Consider the following 14,796-nt stretch of genomic DNA (forward strand, 5'->3'; position numbering starts at 1 on the left):
GACACGCCGCTGAACTACGAAGGCTTCATCGCCCGGCACCGCAAACGCCTTTATTCCCCTACAGCCACTTGATCCGGCGAAATTTCCAGTACAGCAGACCGCAGACTGCGCCCGTTCCGATCATCATCGCCGGATAGCCGTAGGCCCAGCTCAGTTCCGGCATGTCATGGAAATTCATGCCGTAGATGCCCGCCACCGCTGTGGGCACCGCCAGAATGGCGGCCCAGGCGGCCAGCTTGCGGGTGATGTCGGTCTGCTGCATCTGGCTGATCATCATGCTGGCCTCGAACGCGAAGGCCAGCGCCTCACGCAGGCCGGCCAGGGATTCGACGATGCGCTGCACGCGATCCGCGTCTTCGTTGAAATAACCCCGGCTGTCGGCACCGATGTTGCGGATGTCCACGCGTGCCAGACGACGGCAGATTTCCACCAGCGGCGCGATCGCCGTCTGCATGTGCAGCATGTCGCGCCGCAGGCGGTACAGGCGCCGGATTTCCATTTCGCGGAACCCGCGCAGCAGGAACTGGTGCTCGATGTTCTCGACGCGACTCTCCATATGATCCAGCGCCTCGACATAGCGGTCCGCCAGGAGGTCCAGCAGCATGGAAGCGACGTAATCGCTGCCCCGGCTCAGAAACTCCGGCGAATCGGCCAACAGTTCGCGCAATTCCCGATGCGACCCTTTGGCGTGGCGGCGGATCGTCAGCAGGTAGCCCGGCCCGATCAGCAGTTGGGTGTCGCCGAAACTGGGCCGGTCCTGGACGATTTCGACCGTCACCACGACCACCAGCGTCAACTGGTCGTACTCGATGACCTTCGGGCGTCGATGCGGGGCAATGATTTCCTCGACGGCACGGTCGGGCAGGCCCAGCCGCCGGCCCACGTCGCGCACCAGAGCCTCGTCCGGTTCTTTCAGGCCGACCCAGAGCAGACCGGCGTCCGTTGCGGCCGGCCCCAGATCGGCCAGGCCGATCTCGCGGTCCGGCTGGCCTGAGATGTACAGGGTGGACGCCACGGCGGATCGCCGGAAGGCCTCGTCCAGGCCGGCGTCAGCGGCGGATGTCGGCGAATTCATCATGCGCTCCTCTCATTTTGAATGCTCAAATTCGGATGCATGGGTTTGTCAGGCAAGGCGCAAACCGCAGCGATAGTCAGACTATCGCGAGGATTTGCAACGCCGCATGGCGAGCCCAAGCGCCGAATTCAGTCCGGCCAGGCGCGCAGGAACGCCAGCAACACCTGAGCGGCATTGTCCGCGGCGATGTGCAGGAAGGCGTTCATTTCGTTTTCGCCCGGCCCGCCGCCGGCCAGGTCGCTGAGCGAGCGGAAGGCGATGAAGGGCACACCCGCGCGCCAGGCGACCTGGGCGCAAGCCGCGCTTTCCATGTCCAGCACATTGGCCTGGAAGGTGCGGAAAGCGTAACGGCGGAAATCGGCATTGTCCACGAAAGCCTGACCCGACACGCCACTGCCGCCGACCACCAGACGGGGGCGCTTGTCCAGGCAGCGGTCCTGGTGGTCGCAGCCGCGCAGGGGCACGGACTGGATGCCGCGCGCCACCGCCAGCATGCGCGGATCGGCCTCGAACCAGAATTTTTCCTGGATGCCGGCCCCGTCGGCCGGCTGCACGCGCACGGCGCGCGGCTGCATCATGCCATGGGGAGCGAACTCGAAGGCGCCCTTGGAGTCCGGCGCACGATACTGTCCCGGCGCCGTTTCCCGCATCATGACCACCTCCAGGTACTGCCCCCAGCGTTCCGGGACGCTGACGTCACCGATGCTCAGCTCGGGATTCACGCCGCCCGCGATGCCGCTGAAGACCAGATGTGTGACGTGAAAGCGGTCGAACAGCAGTTGGGTGTTCATGGCGGCGTTGACCATGCTGATGCCGCTGAGCGCCAGGACGACGGGCTTGCCTTCCAGCAGCCCGGTGGTGAACGTCACCCCCTGGACGGTGTGGACGCGGGCGGCGCTCAGGCGTGCGCGCAGCAGTTCCAGTTCTGGCGCAAAAGCGGACAGGATCGCCAGGCGCGGCACGTCGTCCACACGTCCGGCCGCCTGCACGACGACCGACGCAGTCACCGCGTCGGCGGCCACAGGACCGGATGCGGCCTGTGCCGGCCGGCTCGCCCACGGACCAACCCAGCATAGGACAGCGGCGGCCAACAGGGCAGCGCGCGATACGGAATGACTCATCACGGATTCGGCTCCGGGGAAGAAAGAGAGGGATCGGATGCAACACCGTCCAGACGCTGGACTTCGAAGTCCGCATGCAGGGGTTCCAGCGGCGGCAGCGGGCGGCCGGCCTTGGCCGACAGCTCAGCAAAGCGGCCTGCCTTGCCGTACAGGCCCCGCTGCCCCGTCACAGCCGTGACCGTGCTGTTGTAGTGCGTGGCCGCCGTCCCCAGGGCGTGACCCAGTTTCTGCAGACGATCGGCCACCACTTCCACCTGCCGGTACAGGCCGCCGGCCTGGTCGCTCAAGGCCCGCGCCTGCTCGTTGCCACGTGCCAGCATCCACAGCGTCGCCACCGTGCGCAGGATCGGCATCAGTGTGGTGTGAGACACCAGAATGACGTTGTGGCGGTAGCCGTGGTCGAACAGTTCGCGGTCGTGCCGCATGGCTTCGATATAGGCGGGTTCGATGGGCAGGTACATCAGCACGAAGCCGGGGCTTTTCATGCCGATCAGGGCGCTGTAGTCCTTTCGGGCCAGGTCGTCGATGTGATGACGCACGGCGCGCGCGTGCGCGGCCAGCGCCGCCTCGCAGTCAGCGGGTGTCGCCGCCGCCACGGCCCGATCGTAGTCCACCAGCGAGACTTTGCTGTCGATGATCAGGTGCTTGCCATCCGGCAGCCGGACGACGAAATCCGGCTGCCGCCGGTTGCCGGCCTCGTCCCGGAAGGGCGCCTGGGCCTGGTAGTGATCGCCTGCGATCAGACCCGCCAGTTGCAGGCTGCGTTCCAGCAGGACCTCACCCCAGTTGCCGGTCGCCTTCTTGTTGCCCTTCAGGGCCGTGGCCAAGGACTGGGCTTCGTCGCTCATTTTCAGGCCGACGTCCAGGACCCGGCGGATCTCCGTGTCCAGCCGGGCCTGGCCGCGCACCGAAGCATCGTGGATTTCGTTGACGCGCCGCTGGAAGCCTTCGATCTGTTCGCGAAACGGCCGCAGCAGGCCGTCGAGCGACGCCTGGCTGGACCGGGAAAAGCCCTGGCTTTTTTCTTCCAGCACCTGGCCGGCAAGCTGCTGGAATTCCGTCCGCATGGCGGCGCGCGACTGTTCGAAGACCTGACGCAATTCGTCAAAGGCCGCGAGCTTTTCCTGATGGGCCGCCTGCAGCCGGGCCAGCTCCAGACGGCCGTCCTGCGCCCGCGCGCGCCAGTCCTCCAGGGCCTGCGCCTGGGCCACCGCGTCCCGGTCGAGCTGCGTGATCCGTTCCTGCAACTGATCGGCGCGCTCGGCCTGACGGGCAGCCTGCGCCGCCTGGGCCAGCAGGCGCCGCCGCGCGGGCCAGGCACCGGCCACGATGCCGACCAGCAGCGCCAACGCCAGCGCCGCCAGGATTTCCGGGGAAAACGGGATCACGATGCCGATCTATGCCGTATGAAGAAGACCCCACATCATCGCATACGCCGACCGGTGGCGGCGACCCGCCGCGGATCAAGCCAGGCGCAGGGTCTCGGCCTTGCCGGACGTCCCTGGGCGCAAACCGCTGGGATCGGTATCGACATAATGGGGGATGCAGTTCTGAACGTGCAGATGCAGGCCCTGAATCAGACGCAGGGCGCCTTCCGGCAGTTCATGCGTCACCTGGGAAACGGCTCCGATCATGTAGGCGATGTCGGTCTTGATGGGCCGCAGCACAACGCCATCGAGCTGGGCACCCCGGATCGAGAACGGATCGATCAGCGCCACGCCCAGACCGAGCCGCACCAGGGACAGCGCCGTCTGCTGACTGCCGACCTCGATGTGGCGCCGGGCCTCGCCGGCCGTGGCCTGAGCCAGGCTGCTGGTCAGGTGATACCGCATGCGATAGCGGCTGAGCAGCGTGATGACGTCAGTGTTGCGGATGTCCTCGAGCTGCACCGCGTCCCGGGATGCCAGCGGATGCGCGGCAGGCAGTGCCAGCAGGCAGGGGGCCTGGCCGCACCAGTGCACGCGCACGGCCTCGGTATCAATGGGCAGGTTGACGAGCGCAAAATCCGCCCGGCCTTCTGCGAGCACATTGGCGGGCAGTTCGTGGACGACTTCCTCGATGATGAGCTTCTGGCGAAAGATGGGGCTGAAGCGGTCCATCCGGGCCAGGGCTTCGGGCAGCAGGCTGCGCGCCAGATCGACGGACGCCAGGATCCGCAAGGGTCGCACCTGACCGCTGCGCATGCCCTGGACCCGCGATTCCAGTTGGTGCAGATCGGCCAGGATGCCGCGCACTTCCTGGTAGAACTCGGCGCCCCGCTCAGTCAGGGTGATGGCGGGCCGGGTACGGGCAAACAGCATGAAGCCCAGTTCGGACTCCAGATCGCTGATCTGGCGGCTGACGACGGGCTGCGAACGGCCCAGCACGCGGCCGGCGGCCGTGACGCTGCCGCTGGTCACGATGGCGTTCAGAGCCTCGAGTTGGCGTATTTCCATGGCACCGGATGCGAGGGGCGCTTTTTGCTTAAGACGGCCCTGAGACAGAAATCGCCCGGATCAGCCGATGACGGCCCAGGCGATACATATAGATATAAAACTTATATGAATCTTACTGCTTGGCCCGCACACCAAAACAATGAGCAAGCGTAGGAAAGGTCTCCTCTCGCACGGATTGGGCGTAGTCCTGGGCCGCCTGGCGGATCACCTGTCCCGCGTCGGCAAAACGCCGGGCGAACTTCGGAATCCGGTCGCCGCTCAGGCCCAGGATGTCCTCGGTCACCAGGATCTGGCCATCGCAGGCGGGCGAGGCTCCGATGCCGATGGTCGGGATCGACAGCGCCTCGGTGATTTCACGCCCCAGCGGTTCGCTGATGCCTTCCAGCACCACACCAAACGCGCCGGCCTGGGCATGGGCCTGGGCATCTTCCAGGATGCGGCGAGCGGCGGCATCGGTCATTCCCTGGGCCTTGAAGCCGCCCATGGTGTTGCGATACTGTGGCATGAGCCCGACGTGAGCCAGCACTGGAACGCCGCGATCCACCAGGAAGCGGGTGGTCTCGGCCAGCGGCAGGCCGCCTTCCAGCTTGACGCCGGAGGCGCCGCTGCTCGCCAGGATGGTCGCCGCATTGGCAAACGCCTGGGCCGGGGACTGCTGGTAGCTGCCAAAGGGCATGTCCACGATCACGCAGGCATGCTCGGTGGCCCGGACCACGGCGGCTGCATGCGCGGACATCATCTCGACCGTGATCGACAGCGTGTCTGGCATCGCGTAGCCGACCATGGCGGTGGAATCGCCCACCAGCAGCATGTCCACGGCCTCGTCCAGCAAACGGGCGATCGGCGCAATATAAGCGGTCAAGGCGGCGATCTTGCGTTCCCCCTTGAACGCGACAAGCTGGGGCACCGTGACGCGCTGCGCCTGACTATGTACACTCATTTGATTGACTCCAAAGAATTCGTTCATCGCCCGCCGGCCAGGTACTGGCCAGCCAGGCCGACCGCAGCCGGATGCTGCCCTGCCTCCACCGGAGACTTGCATGACCATCAACCAACCATACATCACATTTCATGATGACCGTCGCGCGCCCCAACTGGGCATGGGCACCTGGCAACTGACCGGCGACGCCGTCGTCCCGGCGATCCAGGCGGCTGCCGAAGCCGGCTACCGGTCCATCGACACCGCCGCCATCTATGGCAACGAGGCCGAGGTCGGCCGCGGCATCGCCCAGTGCGGCATCCCGCGAGAAGACCTGTTCGTGGCCACCAAGGTCTGGAACGACCGGCATGGCCACGATAGTACCAAGACCGCGTTCGAGGAAAGCCTGGACCGGCTCGGGCTCGACTACGTCGACCTGTACCTGATTCATTGGCCGGTGCCCCAGAACAAGCGCTACCTGGACACCTGGGAATCCCTGATCCAGTTGCGCGACGAGGGCCGCGCCCGATCGATCGGCGTCTGCAATTTCCAGGTCGGCCACCTGCAAAAGCTGCTGGACAGCACCGGCGTGCTGCCGGTGGTCAACCAGATCGAACTGCACCCCCACTTCCAGCAGGCCGAACTGCGCGCCTACCATCAGGACCACGACATCCGCACCGAAGCCTGGAGCCCGCTCGGCCGGACTCAGGCGTTGCGGGACCCCGTGATCCTGGAACTGGCCCACCAACTGCAGGCCACCCCCGCCCAGGTCATCCTGCGCTGGCACATCCAGATGGGGCACATGGTCATCCCGAAATCCTCGCAGCCGACGCGGCTCCAGGAAAACTTCAATCTGTGGAACCTGCATCTGGACGATGCCGCGATGGCCCGGATCGCGACCCTGGACCGCGCCGACGGCCGCATCGGCCCTGATCCGGACACGTTTTACCTGCTGAAATAAGCCCTCACCGACCCGCGCACGGGCCCGAGGGCTTCACACGCCATCGCGCCGCGCGCGCCATCCCAGGCGGATCGCCAGGGCCGGCGCGACCGCGAACACGCCATAGACCGCCCAGGCGGCCCGTTGCGCACCCTGCCAGCCGCCCGGGTCCGTGAACCCGGCGGCGTTGGCGACCATGCCCGCCACGCTGGCGCCCAGGGCGATCGCGTACAACTGCAGGGTCGTGATCGCCGCCGAAGCGATGTTCTGCTGCTCCGGCGGCGCGGCGCGGAACACACCGGTCAGCAAGTGCGGCCAGCACAAGCCGACACCCACCCCCACGCCCAGCAGCAGCACGGCCAGCACGGCCGTCGGCGCCGCGGGATTGGGCATGAGCACGTAGAGTCCCGCCAGGGACGCCGCCGACAGGATCGGCCCCAGCGCCAGCAGACGGCCGGCGCCCGACGCCCCGCGTCCGGAACTGATGAAGGTGCCCAGAGACCAGCCGGCCGACATGAGCGCCGACAGATACCCCGCATACAGCGGCGACTGCGCGTGCAGAACCTGGAGGAAATAGGGGACGAAGACTTCCGTCGTCACACCGATGCTCAGCAGCCCGATCATGGCATAGCGGCGGCCCAAGGGATGGCTCAGAGACCAGGCACCCTCGGGCAGGAAACGCCGTCGCGCCCGAGCATCCAGGCGTGACAGGCAAAAGGCCAGCAGCAGACCGAGCGCCACGCCGGCGGCCTGGACCACCCAGGAGGTGTACAGACTGGCCGCCGACACCACCAGCACGGACGCCACCAGCAAGCCCATGCGCAGCAACGGCGCCTCTCGCGGGGCACTGCGATCCCGGCCCTCCGAGTCGAGTTGCGTCACCAGCAAGGTGCCCAGCAGCACGCACACCGGCAGCACGGCCCAGAACGCCCAGCGCCAGTGGCCGGATTCAGCAAACAAGCCGCCGACGGCCGGCCCCGACAAGGTCGCCACGCCCCACATGCCGGAGATCAGCGCCATGGCCCGCGACCACAGGGCCTGATCGAACACCAGGGGCACGGTGGCATAGCTCAGGCTGAGCAGCATGCCGCCGCCCAGGCCCTGCCCGACCCGGCCGCACAGCAGCCAGGGCATGCTGGGCGCCAGGCCGCAGACCACGGTCCCCAGCATGAACACGAGCAGGGCCAGCAGAAAAGTGCGCCTCAGGCCGTAGCCCCGGATGCCCAGCGGCGCGCACGAAGACCCCATGATCGAGGCAGCCACGAACAGCGTGGTGTTCCAGGCGTACCAGGGCAGACCACCGATGTCCTGGACAACCGAAGGCAGGATGGTGGTGGCGATGAACATATTGACCGCATGCACGGCCACACCGCCCGCCAGAGCGAGCGAACGCAGGCCGTTTCGGCCCCGCAGCAGGTCGCCCCAGGAGGCGGCAGGGGATGATGGATTCATCCCCTCATGATAACCGTCCGCGCTATTCCAGCAGTTGCCGCAAGGCATACTGCAGGATGCCGCCGTGGCGGTAGTAGGCAGCCTCGGTGGGGGTGTCGATCCGCACCAGGGCATCGAATTCGACGTCGCCAGCCCGGACGCGCACGGTCTTGGGCATGCCGCCGCCGTTGAAGGCCTGGACCCCTGTGATCTCGAAGGTTTCCTTGCCCCGGATACCCAAAGAGGCCGCGCTCTGGCCCGTCGGGAACTGCAGGGGCAACACACCCATGCCGATCAGATTGGAGCGGTGGATGCGCTCGTAGGATTCGGCAATCACCGCGCGCACACCCAGCAACACCGTCCCCTTGGCCGCCCAGTCGCGCGAAGAGCCGGAGCCGTATTCCTTGCCGGCCAGGATCACCAGCGGCGTCCCTGCCTTCAAGTAGTTCTGCGAGGCCTCGAAGATCGTGGCGACCGGTGCGCCATCGCGGGTGAAGTCGCGCGTCCAGCCGCCCTCGGTGTCCGGGGCGATCTGGTTGCGCAGACGCACGTTGGCGAAGGTGCCGCGTATCATGACTTCGTGGTTGCCGCGCCGCGATCCCAGCGAATTGAAATCCTGGGGTTCGACCCCGTGCGCGCGCAGGTACTGTCCGGCGGGCGTGTCCTTGCCGATGGAGCCGGCCGGGCTGATGTGGTCGGTGGTGACCGAATCCCCCAGCAGCGCCAGCACCCGCGCGCCGCGGATGTCGCCTACCGGCTGCGGCTGACGGGGCATGTTCTGGAAATAGGGCGGATTGCGCACATAGGTGGAGTCGTCCTGCCAGTCGAACAGGCTGCCTTCGGGTGTATCCAGGCCGCGCCAGAGTTCGCCGCCATCGAACACGCTGGCGTAGCCGCGCGTGTACATGTCGGAGGAGATGCAGGACCGGATCGCGGCCTGGACTTCCTCGCTCGTCGGCCAGAGATCGCGCAGGCGGACGTCCCGCCCCTCGGCGTCCTGCCCCAATGGATCGTTGAGCAGGTCGATGTTCATGGTGCCGGCCAGTGCGTAGGCGACCACCAGCGGCGGAGACATCAGGTAATTGAGCTTGACCTCGGCGTGGATGCGGCCTTCGAAGTTGCGGTTGCCCGACAGCACCGAAGCGACCGCCAGATCGTTGTCGCGCACGGCCTTGGAGACCTCGGGGATCAGGGGGCCCGAATTACCGATGCAGGTGGTGCAGCCGTAGCCGACCAGATTGAAGCCCAACTGGTCCAGGTAGGTCGTCAGGCCGGCCTTTTCATAGTAATCGGTGACCACGCGGGAACCCGGCGCCAGGCTGGTCTTGACCCAGGGCTTGCGGCGCAACCCGCGTTCCACGGCCTTTTTCGCCAGCAGGCCGGCCGCCATCATGACCGCCGGATTACTGGTATTGGTGCACGAGGTGATGGCCGCGATGACCACGGTACCGTGGTCCACCATGCAGTCACCCGCGTCCGGCAGATGCACGGCCGCCGGATTGGATTTGACCGCGCCGGGCAGCGCGGCCAGAGCCTTGGCCAGTGCGGGCTTGGCATCGGTGAGTGGAATCCGGTCCTGCGGCCGCTTGGGCCCTGCGATCGATGGCACCACGGTGCCCAGGTCCAGTTCCAGACGTTCGGAATAGTTCGGTTCGTGCGCCGGGTCGTGCCACAGGCCCTGCGCCTTGGCGTAGGCCTCGACCAGAGCGACCTGCTCGTCCGAGCGCCCCGTGAAGCGCAGATAGGCCAGGGTTTCTTCGTCCATCGGGAAGATGGAGATGGTGGAGCCGTATTCCGGACTCATATTGCCGATGGTGGCGCGATTGGCCAGCGGCACGGCGGCCACACCAGGGCCGTAGAACTCGACGAACTTGCCCACCACGCCATGCTTGCGCAGCAAGTCGGTGATGGTCAGCACCAGATCGGTGGCGGTGGTGCCTTCGGGCAAGGCGCCGGACAGCTTGAAGCCGACCACGCGCGGGATCAGCATCGAGATGGGCTGGCCCAGCATGGCCGCCTCGGCCTCGATCCCGCCCACGCCCCAGGCGACTACGCCCAGGCCATTGACCATGGGCGTGTGCGAGTCCGTGCCCACACAGGTGTCGGGATAGGCTTCGGTCACGCCATCGGCCTGGCGGGTGAACACACCGCGCGCCAGGTGTTCCAGATTGACCTGGTGGACGATGCCGGTGTCCGGCGGCACGACGCGGAAATTGTCGAAGGCCGTCTGGCCCCAGCGCAGGAATTTGTAGCGTTCGACGTTGCGCCGGTATTCGATTTCCTGGTTGCGGCGGAACGACTGGTTGTGGCCAAAGTCATCGACGATCACCGAGTGATCGATGACCAGTTCCACCGGCGCCAGGGGATTGATGCGCTCCGGCTTGCCCCCCAGGACACGCATGGCATCGCGCATGGCAGCCAGGTCCACCAGAGCGGGCACGCCGGTGAAGTCCTGCAGCACGACCCGCGCCGGGGTGAAAGCGATCTCGCGATTGGGTTCCTCATCCGGGTCCCAGCCTGCCAGGGCGCGGATCTCGTCGGCCCGGACGGCAACGCCGTCCTCGGTGCGCAGCAGGTTTTCCAGCAGGATCTTCAGGCCGTAAGGCAAACGGCTCGGATCGAGTCCGTGATCCTTCAAGGCGTCCAGCCGCCAGATGCGGTAGGACTTGCCCCCCACATCCAGGGTTGCGCGCGCGCCGAAACTGTTGGGGTGTGCCATGAAGTGTCCTCCTGTGGTTCGAGCCCGGGCCCCGGGGCGTCTGCGCCCCGGGGCCGCTGATCCGGTCCATCTTACACCCCCCCTGCGCACACGGGCCGCGTGCGGCACCACGGGGGCTTGGTCAGCGCTCAACGACCGGACGCCGCCCAGGGTTAAGCACGGTTTCCCCGATGCGCCGGCCTACACTGGACCGATCCCTGTTTCTCCGGAGTTCCATCATGGCATTTCCCGCATTCTTCGCCCAGGCCCCCCGGGTCGCGCTGCACGACCCGCTGGCCGGGCTGCTGGGCGCGTCCGACGATGGCCTGATCGAATACGGCTACGAAGACGCCGTACGGCTGGCCGGCCATTCCTGCCCCACCGTGGCCGGTGCCTGGCTGATGACAGTGCGCGCGCTGCGCGCTCTGTACCCCGACACCGTGCCGCAACGCGGCGACATCGACGTCATCTTCGCCGACGAGGCGACCCGCGGCGTGACCGGCGTCATCGCCAATGTGGTCGGTCTGGTCACGGGTGCCACCACGGACACCGGCTTCAAGGGCCTGGGCGGCCGGCACGACCGGCGCGATCTGATGCACTTCCAGGGCGACGTCCCGGGTGAAATCGTCTTCACTCGCCGCGACACGGGCGACCGGGTGGCAGTGTCTTTCAGCGCTCAGGGTGTACCGGGTTCTCCCGCCGCCATGCCGCTGCTGCAAAAAATCCTGGCGGGCGGCGCCAGCGATGCCGAACGGCAGGATTTCGGACACTTGTGGCAAGACCGCGTGCGCCGCATCCTGGAGGCGATCGATCAGCCCGGCCTGGTGACGGTCAACCCGCTGCCGCGCGCGGTCTGAACTCCGGACCCACGGCCGGCCGGCGCAGTCGTCGGATTACCTGCGGCGTTCGTGGATAGCGTAATACCGCCGCTTGTCCGCGTACAAACCCCGATCGGCATCCTTCAGGGCCTGCTCCAGTGCATTGGCGTCCCGGCAGGTGGCCTCTCCGGCCGCCACGCTGAGCGGGATGCCGCCGTAGTACTGATTGTTCAGTTCGATCAGGGCACGGATGTTGTCCAGCACCGCGCGGGTCGCCGCTTCGTCGTAGCCGGGCAACAGCACCACGAACTCGTCGCCGCCGATACGGGCAGCCTGACAGGGGCGGTCGACCGCCTTGTTCAGGACCTCGCCGAAACGGCGCAACAGGTCATCGCCGGCCGCGTGACCGCTCTCATCGTTGGCCTGCTTGAGATTGTTCAGATCCAGGGCGATGAAGGACACCAGCGGCGCGTGCTTGCGCTGCAGCCGGCCCAACTCGTCGACGAAATAGGACCGGTTCTTCAACTGGGTCAGCACATCGTGCTTGCCCAGGTACTCCAGGTAAGCCTCGGCCTTCTTGCGGGCGGTGATGTCGGTCAGGGAAACCAGCACCAGACTCCAATCGTCTTCATGCCCCTGGAATACCGACAACTGCAGATGGATGTGCAGGGCGTCGCCCGTCAGCGTGTGATTGCGGACCTCTCTCTGGTGAAAGAGCCTCCCGTGCCACAGATCGATCAATTGCTCGGCGAAAAAGGCGCGGGAGCCCTCGCCAAACACGTCGCCCAGCCGCTCCATCAACTGGGCCCGGGATTCCGCCTTGAATAACGTCAGGGTGTAGTCGTTGACGTCGAGGACGCGGATTTCCTGCTGGCAGCGTTCGACGAAATCGGGATGCACGTCCAGGAAGGTGCGAAAGTCGCTGATGTCCTTTTCATGCAGTTCATCGAACAGCAGCTTGATGGCGCTGAAGTCCTCGACCCACAGCGACACGGGCGCCTGCTGAAAGAACTCGCGGGCATCGCGCGCACTGGCCTGGGCCTGACGACGCGCATCCTGCAGCGGGGTGACGTCCTCCATGGCGACCAGCACCCGGTCCCAGGGTTGACGATCATCGGCCAGGATCACGGCCCTCAGGGACAGGTCCAGGCGCCGGCCGGTCAGCGCATAGTTCACCGTCTGACTCTGAAAGCCTCCCTGGCCGCGCCAGAGCTGCTCCAGTTCGTTCGCCCACCCTTCGTAGGTATCGTCGCGCAACACCTCGGGAAGCCGATCCATCAATTCCGACTGGGAACGGGCACCGAACAGCGTCAGGGTCTGGCGATTGACACGCAGGATGCGGATCAGACCGGCGCAATGCCGCAGCCGTTCGCGATCCTGCAGCAGCCAGGCCCGCAAATCCACGATGCCCTCGGTGCGCCAGCGAGCGAACTGCGCATGCAGGCCGCTATAGTCCTCCAGCCATAAGGGCATCGGCGTCGCTTCGAAGAAGTCCGGCAGGCCGCTCTCCCTATCCAGAGGCTGCCATCCGGCCGGCACCACTTGCCCTTCGTCCATCCTGGCCTCACTCGCACTTCAGAAACGGGCATTCTAAATGAAATCCCCTGATCAGCGCCCCTTACCCCCAAGGCAAGCAGGCCCAAAAACAGGGCGATCGACCACGCGCGGGGTGCGCCCCGATGACACAGCGGTCGCGCGATGGCGGCCTGGCGGTTGCCCCGGAGCCGGACTAGCGTAAATACCAATGGACAGGGTTTCTCATAAACACATGAAGATGATCAATATGACGGAGCCGTCACCCGGGACCCGGACGCGCGGTCCACAATGAGTCCATCGACCCTCATGCCTGAACACCCGCCCCGGCCCGGCTTGGCCGGAGGCCATGCAACCGGATTTGCCCGCCCCCTCGGCCCGCATCGAGTCCGGCCCACGACAGAACCAAGAGGATGGAGACCGCCTTGAACACACCCGCCCGCACCGCGCCGCCGCGCCCCGAAGACGAAGCCCTGGGGATGACGGCGAATCTGATGTATGGATTCCAGCACGTCCTGACCATGTACGGCGGCATCATCGCCGTGCCGCTGATCGTCGGCCAGGCAGCCGGCCTGAGCGGCGCGGAAATCGGCGTGCTGATCGCCTCCTGCCTGTTCATGGGCGGCCTGGCCACACTGTTGCAGACGCTGGGCATCCCGTTCTTCGGCTGCCAGTTGCCACTGGTTCAGGGCGTGTCCTTTGCCAGCGTGTCCACCATCGTGGCCATCCTGAGTGCGGGCGGCAGCCTGGCCTCGGTCTTCGGCGCCGTCATGGCGGCGGCCCTGATCGGCCTGCTGATCACCCCGATTTTTTCCCGCATCATCCGCTTCTTCCCCCCTCTGGTGACCGGGTCGGTCATCACCACCATCGGCCTGTCGCTGATGCCGGTGGCGGCAAACTGGTCCATGGGCGGCAACCCCAAGGCGGCCGACTTCGGCAGCATGGCCAATATCGGCCTGGCCGCCGTCACGCTGCTCATCGTGCTGCTGCTCAGCAAAGTCGGCAACGCGACGATCTCGCGCCTGTCGATCCTGCTGGCCATGGTGCTGGGCACGATCATCGCCTGGGCCGCCGGCATGACCGACTTTTCCCAGGCCGCCAACGGTCCGGCCTTTGCCCTGCCGACCCTGTTCCACTTCGGCTGGCCCGAATTCCATCCTGCCGCCATCGTGTCCATGTTCATCGTCATCCTGGTGGTGCTGGTGGAAACCTCGGCCGACATCCTGGCGGTGGGCGACATCATCGACACCCGCATCGACTCGCACCGCCTGGGTGACGGACTGCGCGCCGACATGGTTTCCAGTGTCGTGGCGCCGGTCTTTGGTTCGTTCACGCAAAGCGCCTTCGCCCAGAACGTCGGACTGGTCGCCGTCACCGGCGTGAAAAGCCGCTATGTGGTCGCCACCAGCGGCCTGATCCTGCTGGCTCTGGGTCTGCTGCCGGTCATCGGACGCTTCATCGCCGCCGTACCCACGGCCGTGCTGGGCGGCGCCGGCCTGGTGCTGTTCGGCACCGTGGCCGCCAGCGGCATCCGCACCCTGGCCCGGGTCAACTACGAAAACAGCATGAACCTGATCATCGTGGCGACCTCCATCGGCTTCGGCATGATCCCCATCGCCGCCCCCCAGTTCTACGCCCACTTCCCGGCCTGGGTCGCGACCATCTTCCATTCCGGCATCAGTTCGGCCGCCATCATGGCCATCAGCCTGAACCTGCTGTTCAATCATCTGACCGCCGGCAATCCGGATCAGCCGTCCGTCTTCGTCGCCGGCACGGGCCACAATCACTGACCGCCTCGCGGCGGCGCGGGGGGCTTGCCGCCGCGG

The 14,796-nt window shown here is 66.4% G+C and carries 11 protein-coding genes; 3 read left to right on the plus strand and 8 right to left on the minus strand.

All coding sequences use genetic code 11. The features are described from left to right. Nucleotides 1–58 precede the first annotated feature (58 nt). The 5 genes from WA983_RS00090 to panB form a co-directional block, all read right to left on the minus strand. Nucleotides 59–1,075, minus strand: a complete 1,017-nt coding sequence (locus WA983_RS00090; RefSeq protein WP_424311458.1) for a magnesium and cobalt transport protein CorA — start codon at nucleotides 1,073–1,075, stop codon at nucleotides 59–61. 128 nt (nucleotides 1,076–1,203) lie between these two features. Further along, on the minus strand, nucleotides 1,204–2,196 hold the full coding sequence (locus WA983_RS00095; RefSeq protein ID WP_424251053.1) for a 5'-methylthioadenosine/S-adenosylhomocysteine nucleosidase: 993 nt from the start codon (nucleotides 2,194–2,196) through the stop codon (nucleotides 1,204–1,206). After that, nucleotides 2,196–3,584, minus strand: a complete 1,389-nt coding sequence (gene rmuC, locus WA983_RS00100) for a DNA recombination protein RmuC (RefSeq protein ID WP_424251055.1) — start codon at nucleotides 3,582–3,584, stop codon at nucleotides 2,196–2,198. Before rmuC ends, WA983_RS00095 begins: the two co-directional genes overlap by 1 nt. A 75-nt stretch (nucleotides 3,585–3,659) precedes the next feature. Continuing rightward, nucleotides 3,660–4,631, minus strand: a complete 972-nt coding sequence (locus WA983_RS00105; RefSeq protein WP_424311440.1) for a LysR family transcriptional regulator — start codon at nucleotides 4,629–4,631, stop codon at nucleotides 3,660–3,662. A gap of 112 nt (nucleotides 4,632–4,743) precedes the next feature. Beyond that, entirely contained in the window at nucleotides 4,744–5,571 is an 828-nt protein-coding gene (gene panB / locus WA983_RS00110; protein ID WP_424251059.1) for a 3-methyl-2-oxobutanoate hydroxymethyltransferase, read from the minus strand. Between the two features lie 100 nt (nucleotides 5,572–5,671). Between panB and WA983_RS00115 the strand changes: the two genes are divergently transcribed. Then, entirely contained in the window at nucleotides 5,672–6,511 is an 840-nt protein-coding gene (locus tag WA983_RS00115; RefSeq protein ID WP_424251061.1) for an aldo/keto reductase, read from the plus strand. A gap of 33 nt (nucleotides 6,512–6,544) precedes the next feature. Here WA983_RS00115 and WA983_RS00120 read toward each other — a convergent pair whose 3' ends face one another. Further along, the gene (locus tag WA983_RS00120) at nucleotides 6,545–7,942 is read right to left on the minus strand and encodes an MFS transporter (protein ID WP_424311441.1); all 1,398 of its coding nucleotides are present in this window, start codon (nucleotides 7,940–7,942) and stop codon (nucleotides 6,545–6,547) included. Nucleotides 7,943–7,964: 22 nt separating this feature from the next. Further along, on the minus strand, nucleotides 7,965–10,640 hold the full coding sequence (gene acnA / locus WA983_RS00125; RefSeq protein WP_424311442.1) for an aconitate hydratase AcnA: 2,676 nt from the start codon (nucleotides 10,638–10,640) through the stop codon (nucleotides 7,965–7,967). A 218-nt stretch (nucleotides 10,641–10,858) separates the two neighbouring features. On the opposite strand from acnA, the gene WA983_RS00130 reads away from it, so the two are divergent. After that, nucleotides 10,859–11,476 (plus strand): FmdE family protein, encoded by a 618-nt coding sequence (locus WA983_RS00130; protein WP_424248461.1) that lies wholly within the window; start codon nucleotides 10,859–10,861, stop codon nucleotides 11,474–11,476. A 36-nt stretch (nucleotides 11,477–11,512) separates the two neighbouring features. Here the strand turns inward: WA983_RS00130 and WA983_RS00135 are convergent, their stop codons facing one another. Beyond that, nucleotides 11,513–12,994 carry a diguanylate cyclase domain-containing protein gene (locus tag WA983_RS00135; protein WP_424248459.1) on the minus strand — a complete coding sequence of 494 codons (1,482 nt, stop codon included), beginning with the start codon at nucleotides 12,992–12,994 and terminating at the stop codon, nucleotides 11,513–11,515. 455 nt (nucleotides 12,995–13,449) lie between these two features. On the opposite strand from WA983_RS00135, the gene WA983_RS00140 reads away from it, so the two are divergent. Next, entirely contained in the window at nucleotides 13,450–14,760 is a 1,311-nt protein-coding gene (locus WA983_RS00140) for a nucleobase:cation symporter-2 family protein (protein WP_424248463.1), read from the plus strand. Nucleotides 14,761–14,796 lie beyond the last annotated feature (36 nt).

This window comes from Castellaniella sp., assembly GCF_049650445.1.
Lineage (GTDB): Bacteria > Pseudomonadota > Gammaproteobacteria > Burkholderiales > Burkholderiaceae_B > Castellaniella.

Excerpts from the sequence above, each read along its gene's own strand:
- WA983_RS00090 (WP_424311458.1), bottom strand. The coding sequence starts at position 1,075 with ATGAATTCGCCGACATCCGCCGCTGACGCCGGCCTGGACGAGGCCTTC.
- WA983_RS00095 (WP_424251053.1), bottom strand. The coding sequence starts at position 2,196 with ATGAGTCATTCCGTATCGCGCGCTGCCCTGTTGGCCGCCGCTGTCCTA.
- WA983_RS00105 (WP_424311440.1), bottom strand. The coding sequence starts at position 4,631 with ATGGAAATACGCCAACTCGAGGCTCTGAACGCCATCGTGACCAGCGGC.
- panB (WP_424251059.1), bottom strand. The coding sequence starts at position 5,571 with ATGAGTGTACATAGTCAGGCGCAGCGCGTCACGGTGCCCCAGCTTGTC.
- WA983_RS00115 (WP_424251061.1), top strand. The coding sequence starts at position 5,672 with ATGACCATCAACCAACCATACATCACATTTCATGATGACCGTCGCGCG.
- WA983_RS00120 (WP_424311441.1), bottom strand. The coding sequence starts at position 7,942 with ATGAATCCATCATCCCCTGCCGCCTCCTGGGGCGACCTGCTGCGGGGC.
- acnA (WP_424311442.1), bottom strand. The coding sequence starts at position 10,640 with ATGGCACACCCCAACAGTTTCGGCGCGCGCGCAACCCTGGATGTGGGG.
- WA983_RS00130 (WP_424248461.1), top strand. The coding sequence starts at position 10,859 with ATGGCATTTCCCGCATTCTTCGCCCAGGCCCCCCGGGTCGCGCTGCAC.
- WA983_RS00135 (WP_424248459.1), bottom strand. The coding sequence starts at position 12,994 with ATGGACGAAGGGCAAGTGGTGCCGGCCGGATGGCAGCCTCTGGATAGG.
- WA983_RS00140 (WP_424248463.1), top strand. The coding sequence starts at position 13,450 with ATGACGGCGAATCTGATGTATGGATTCCAGCACGTCCTGACCATGTAC.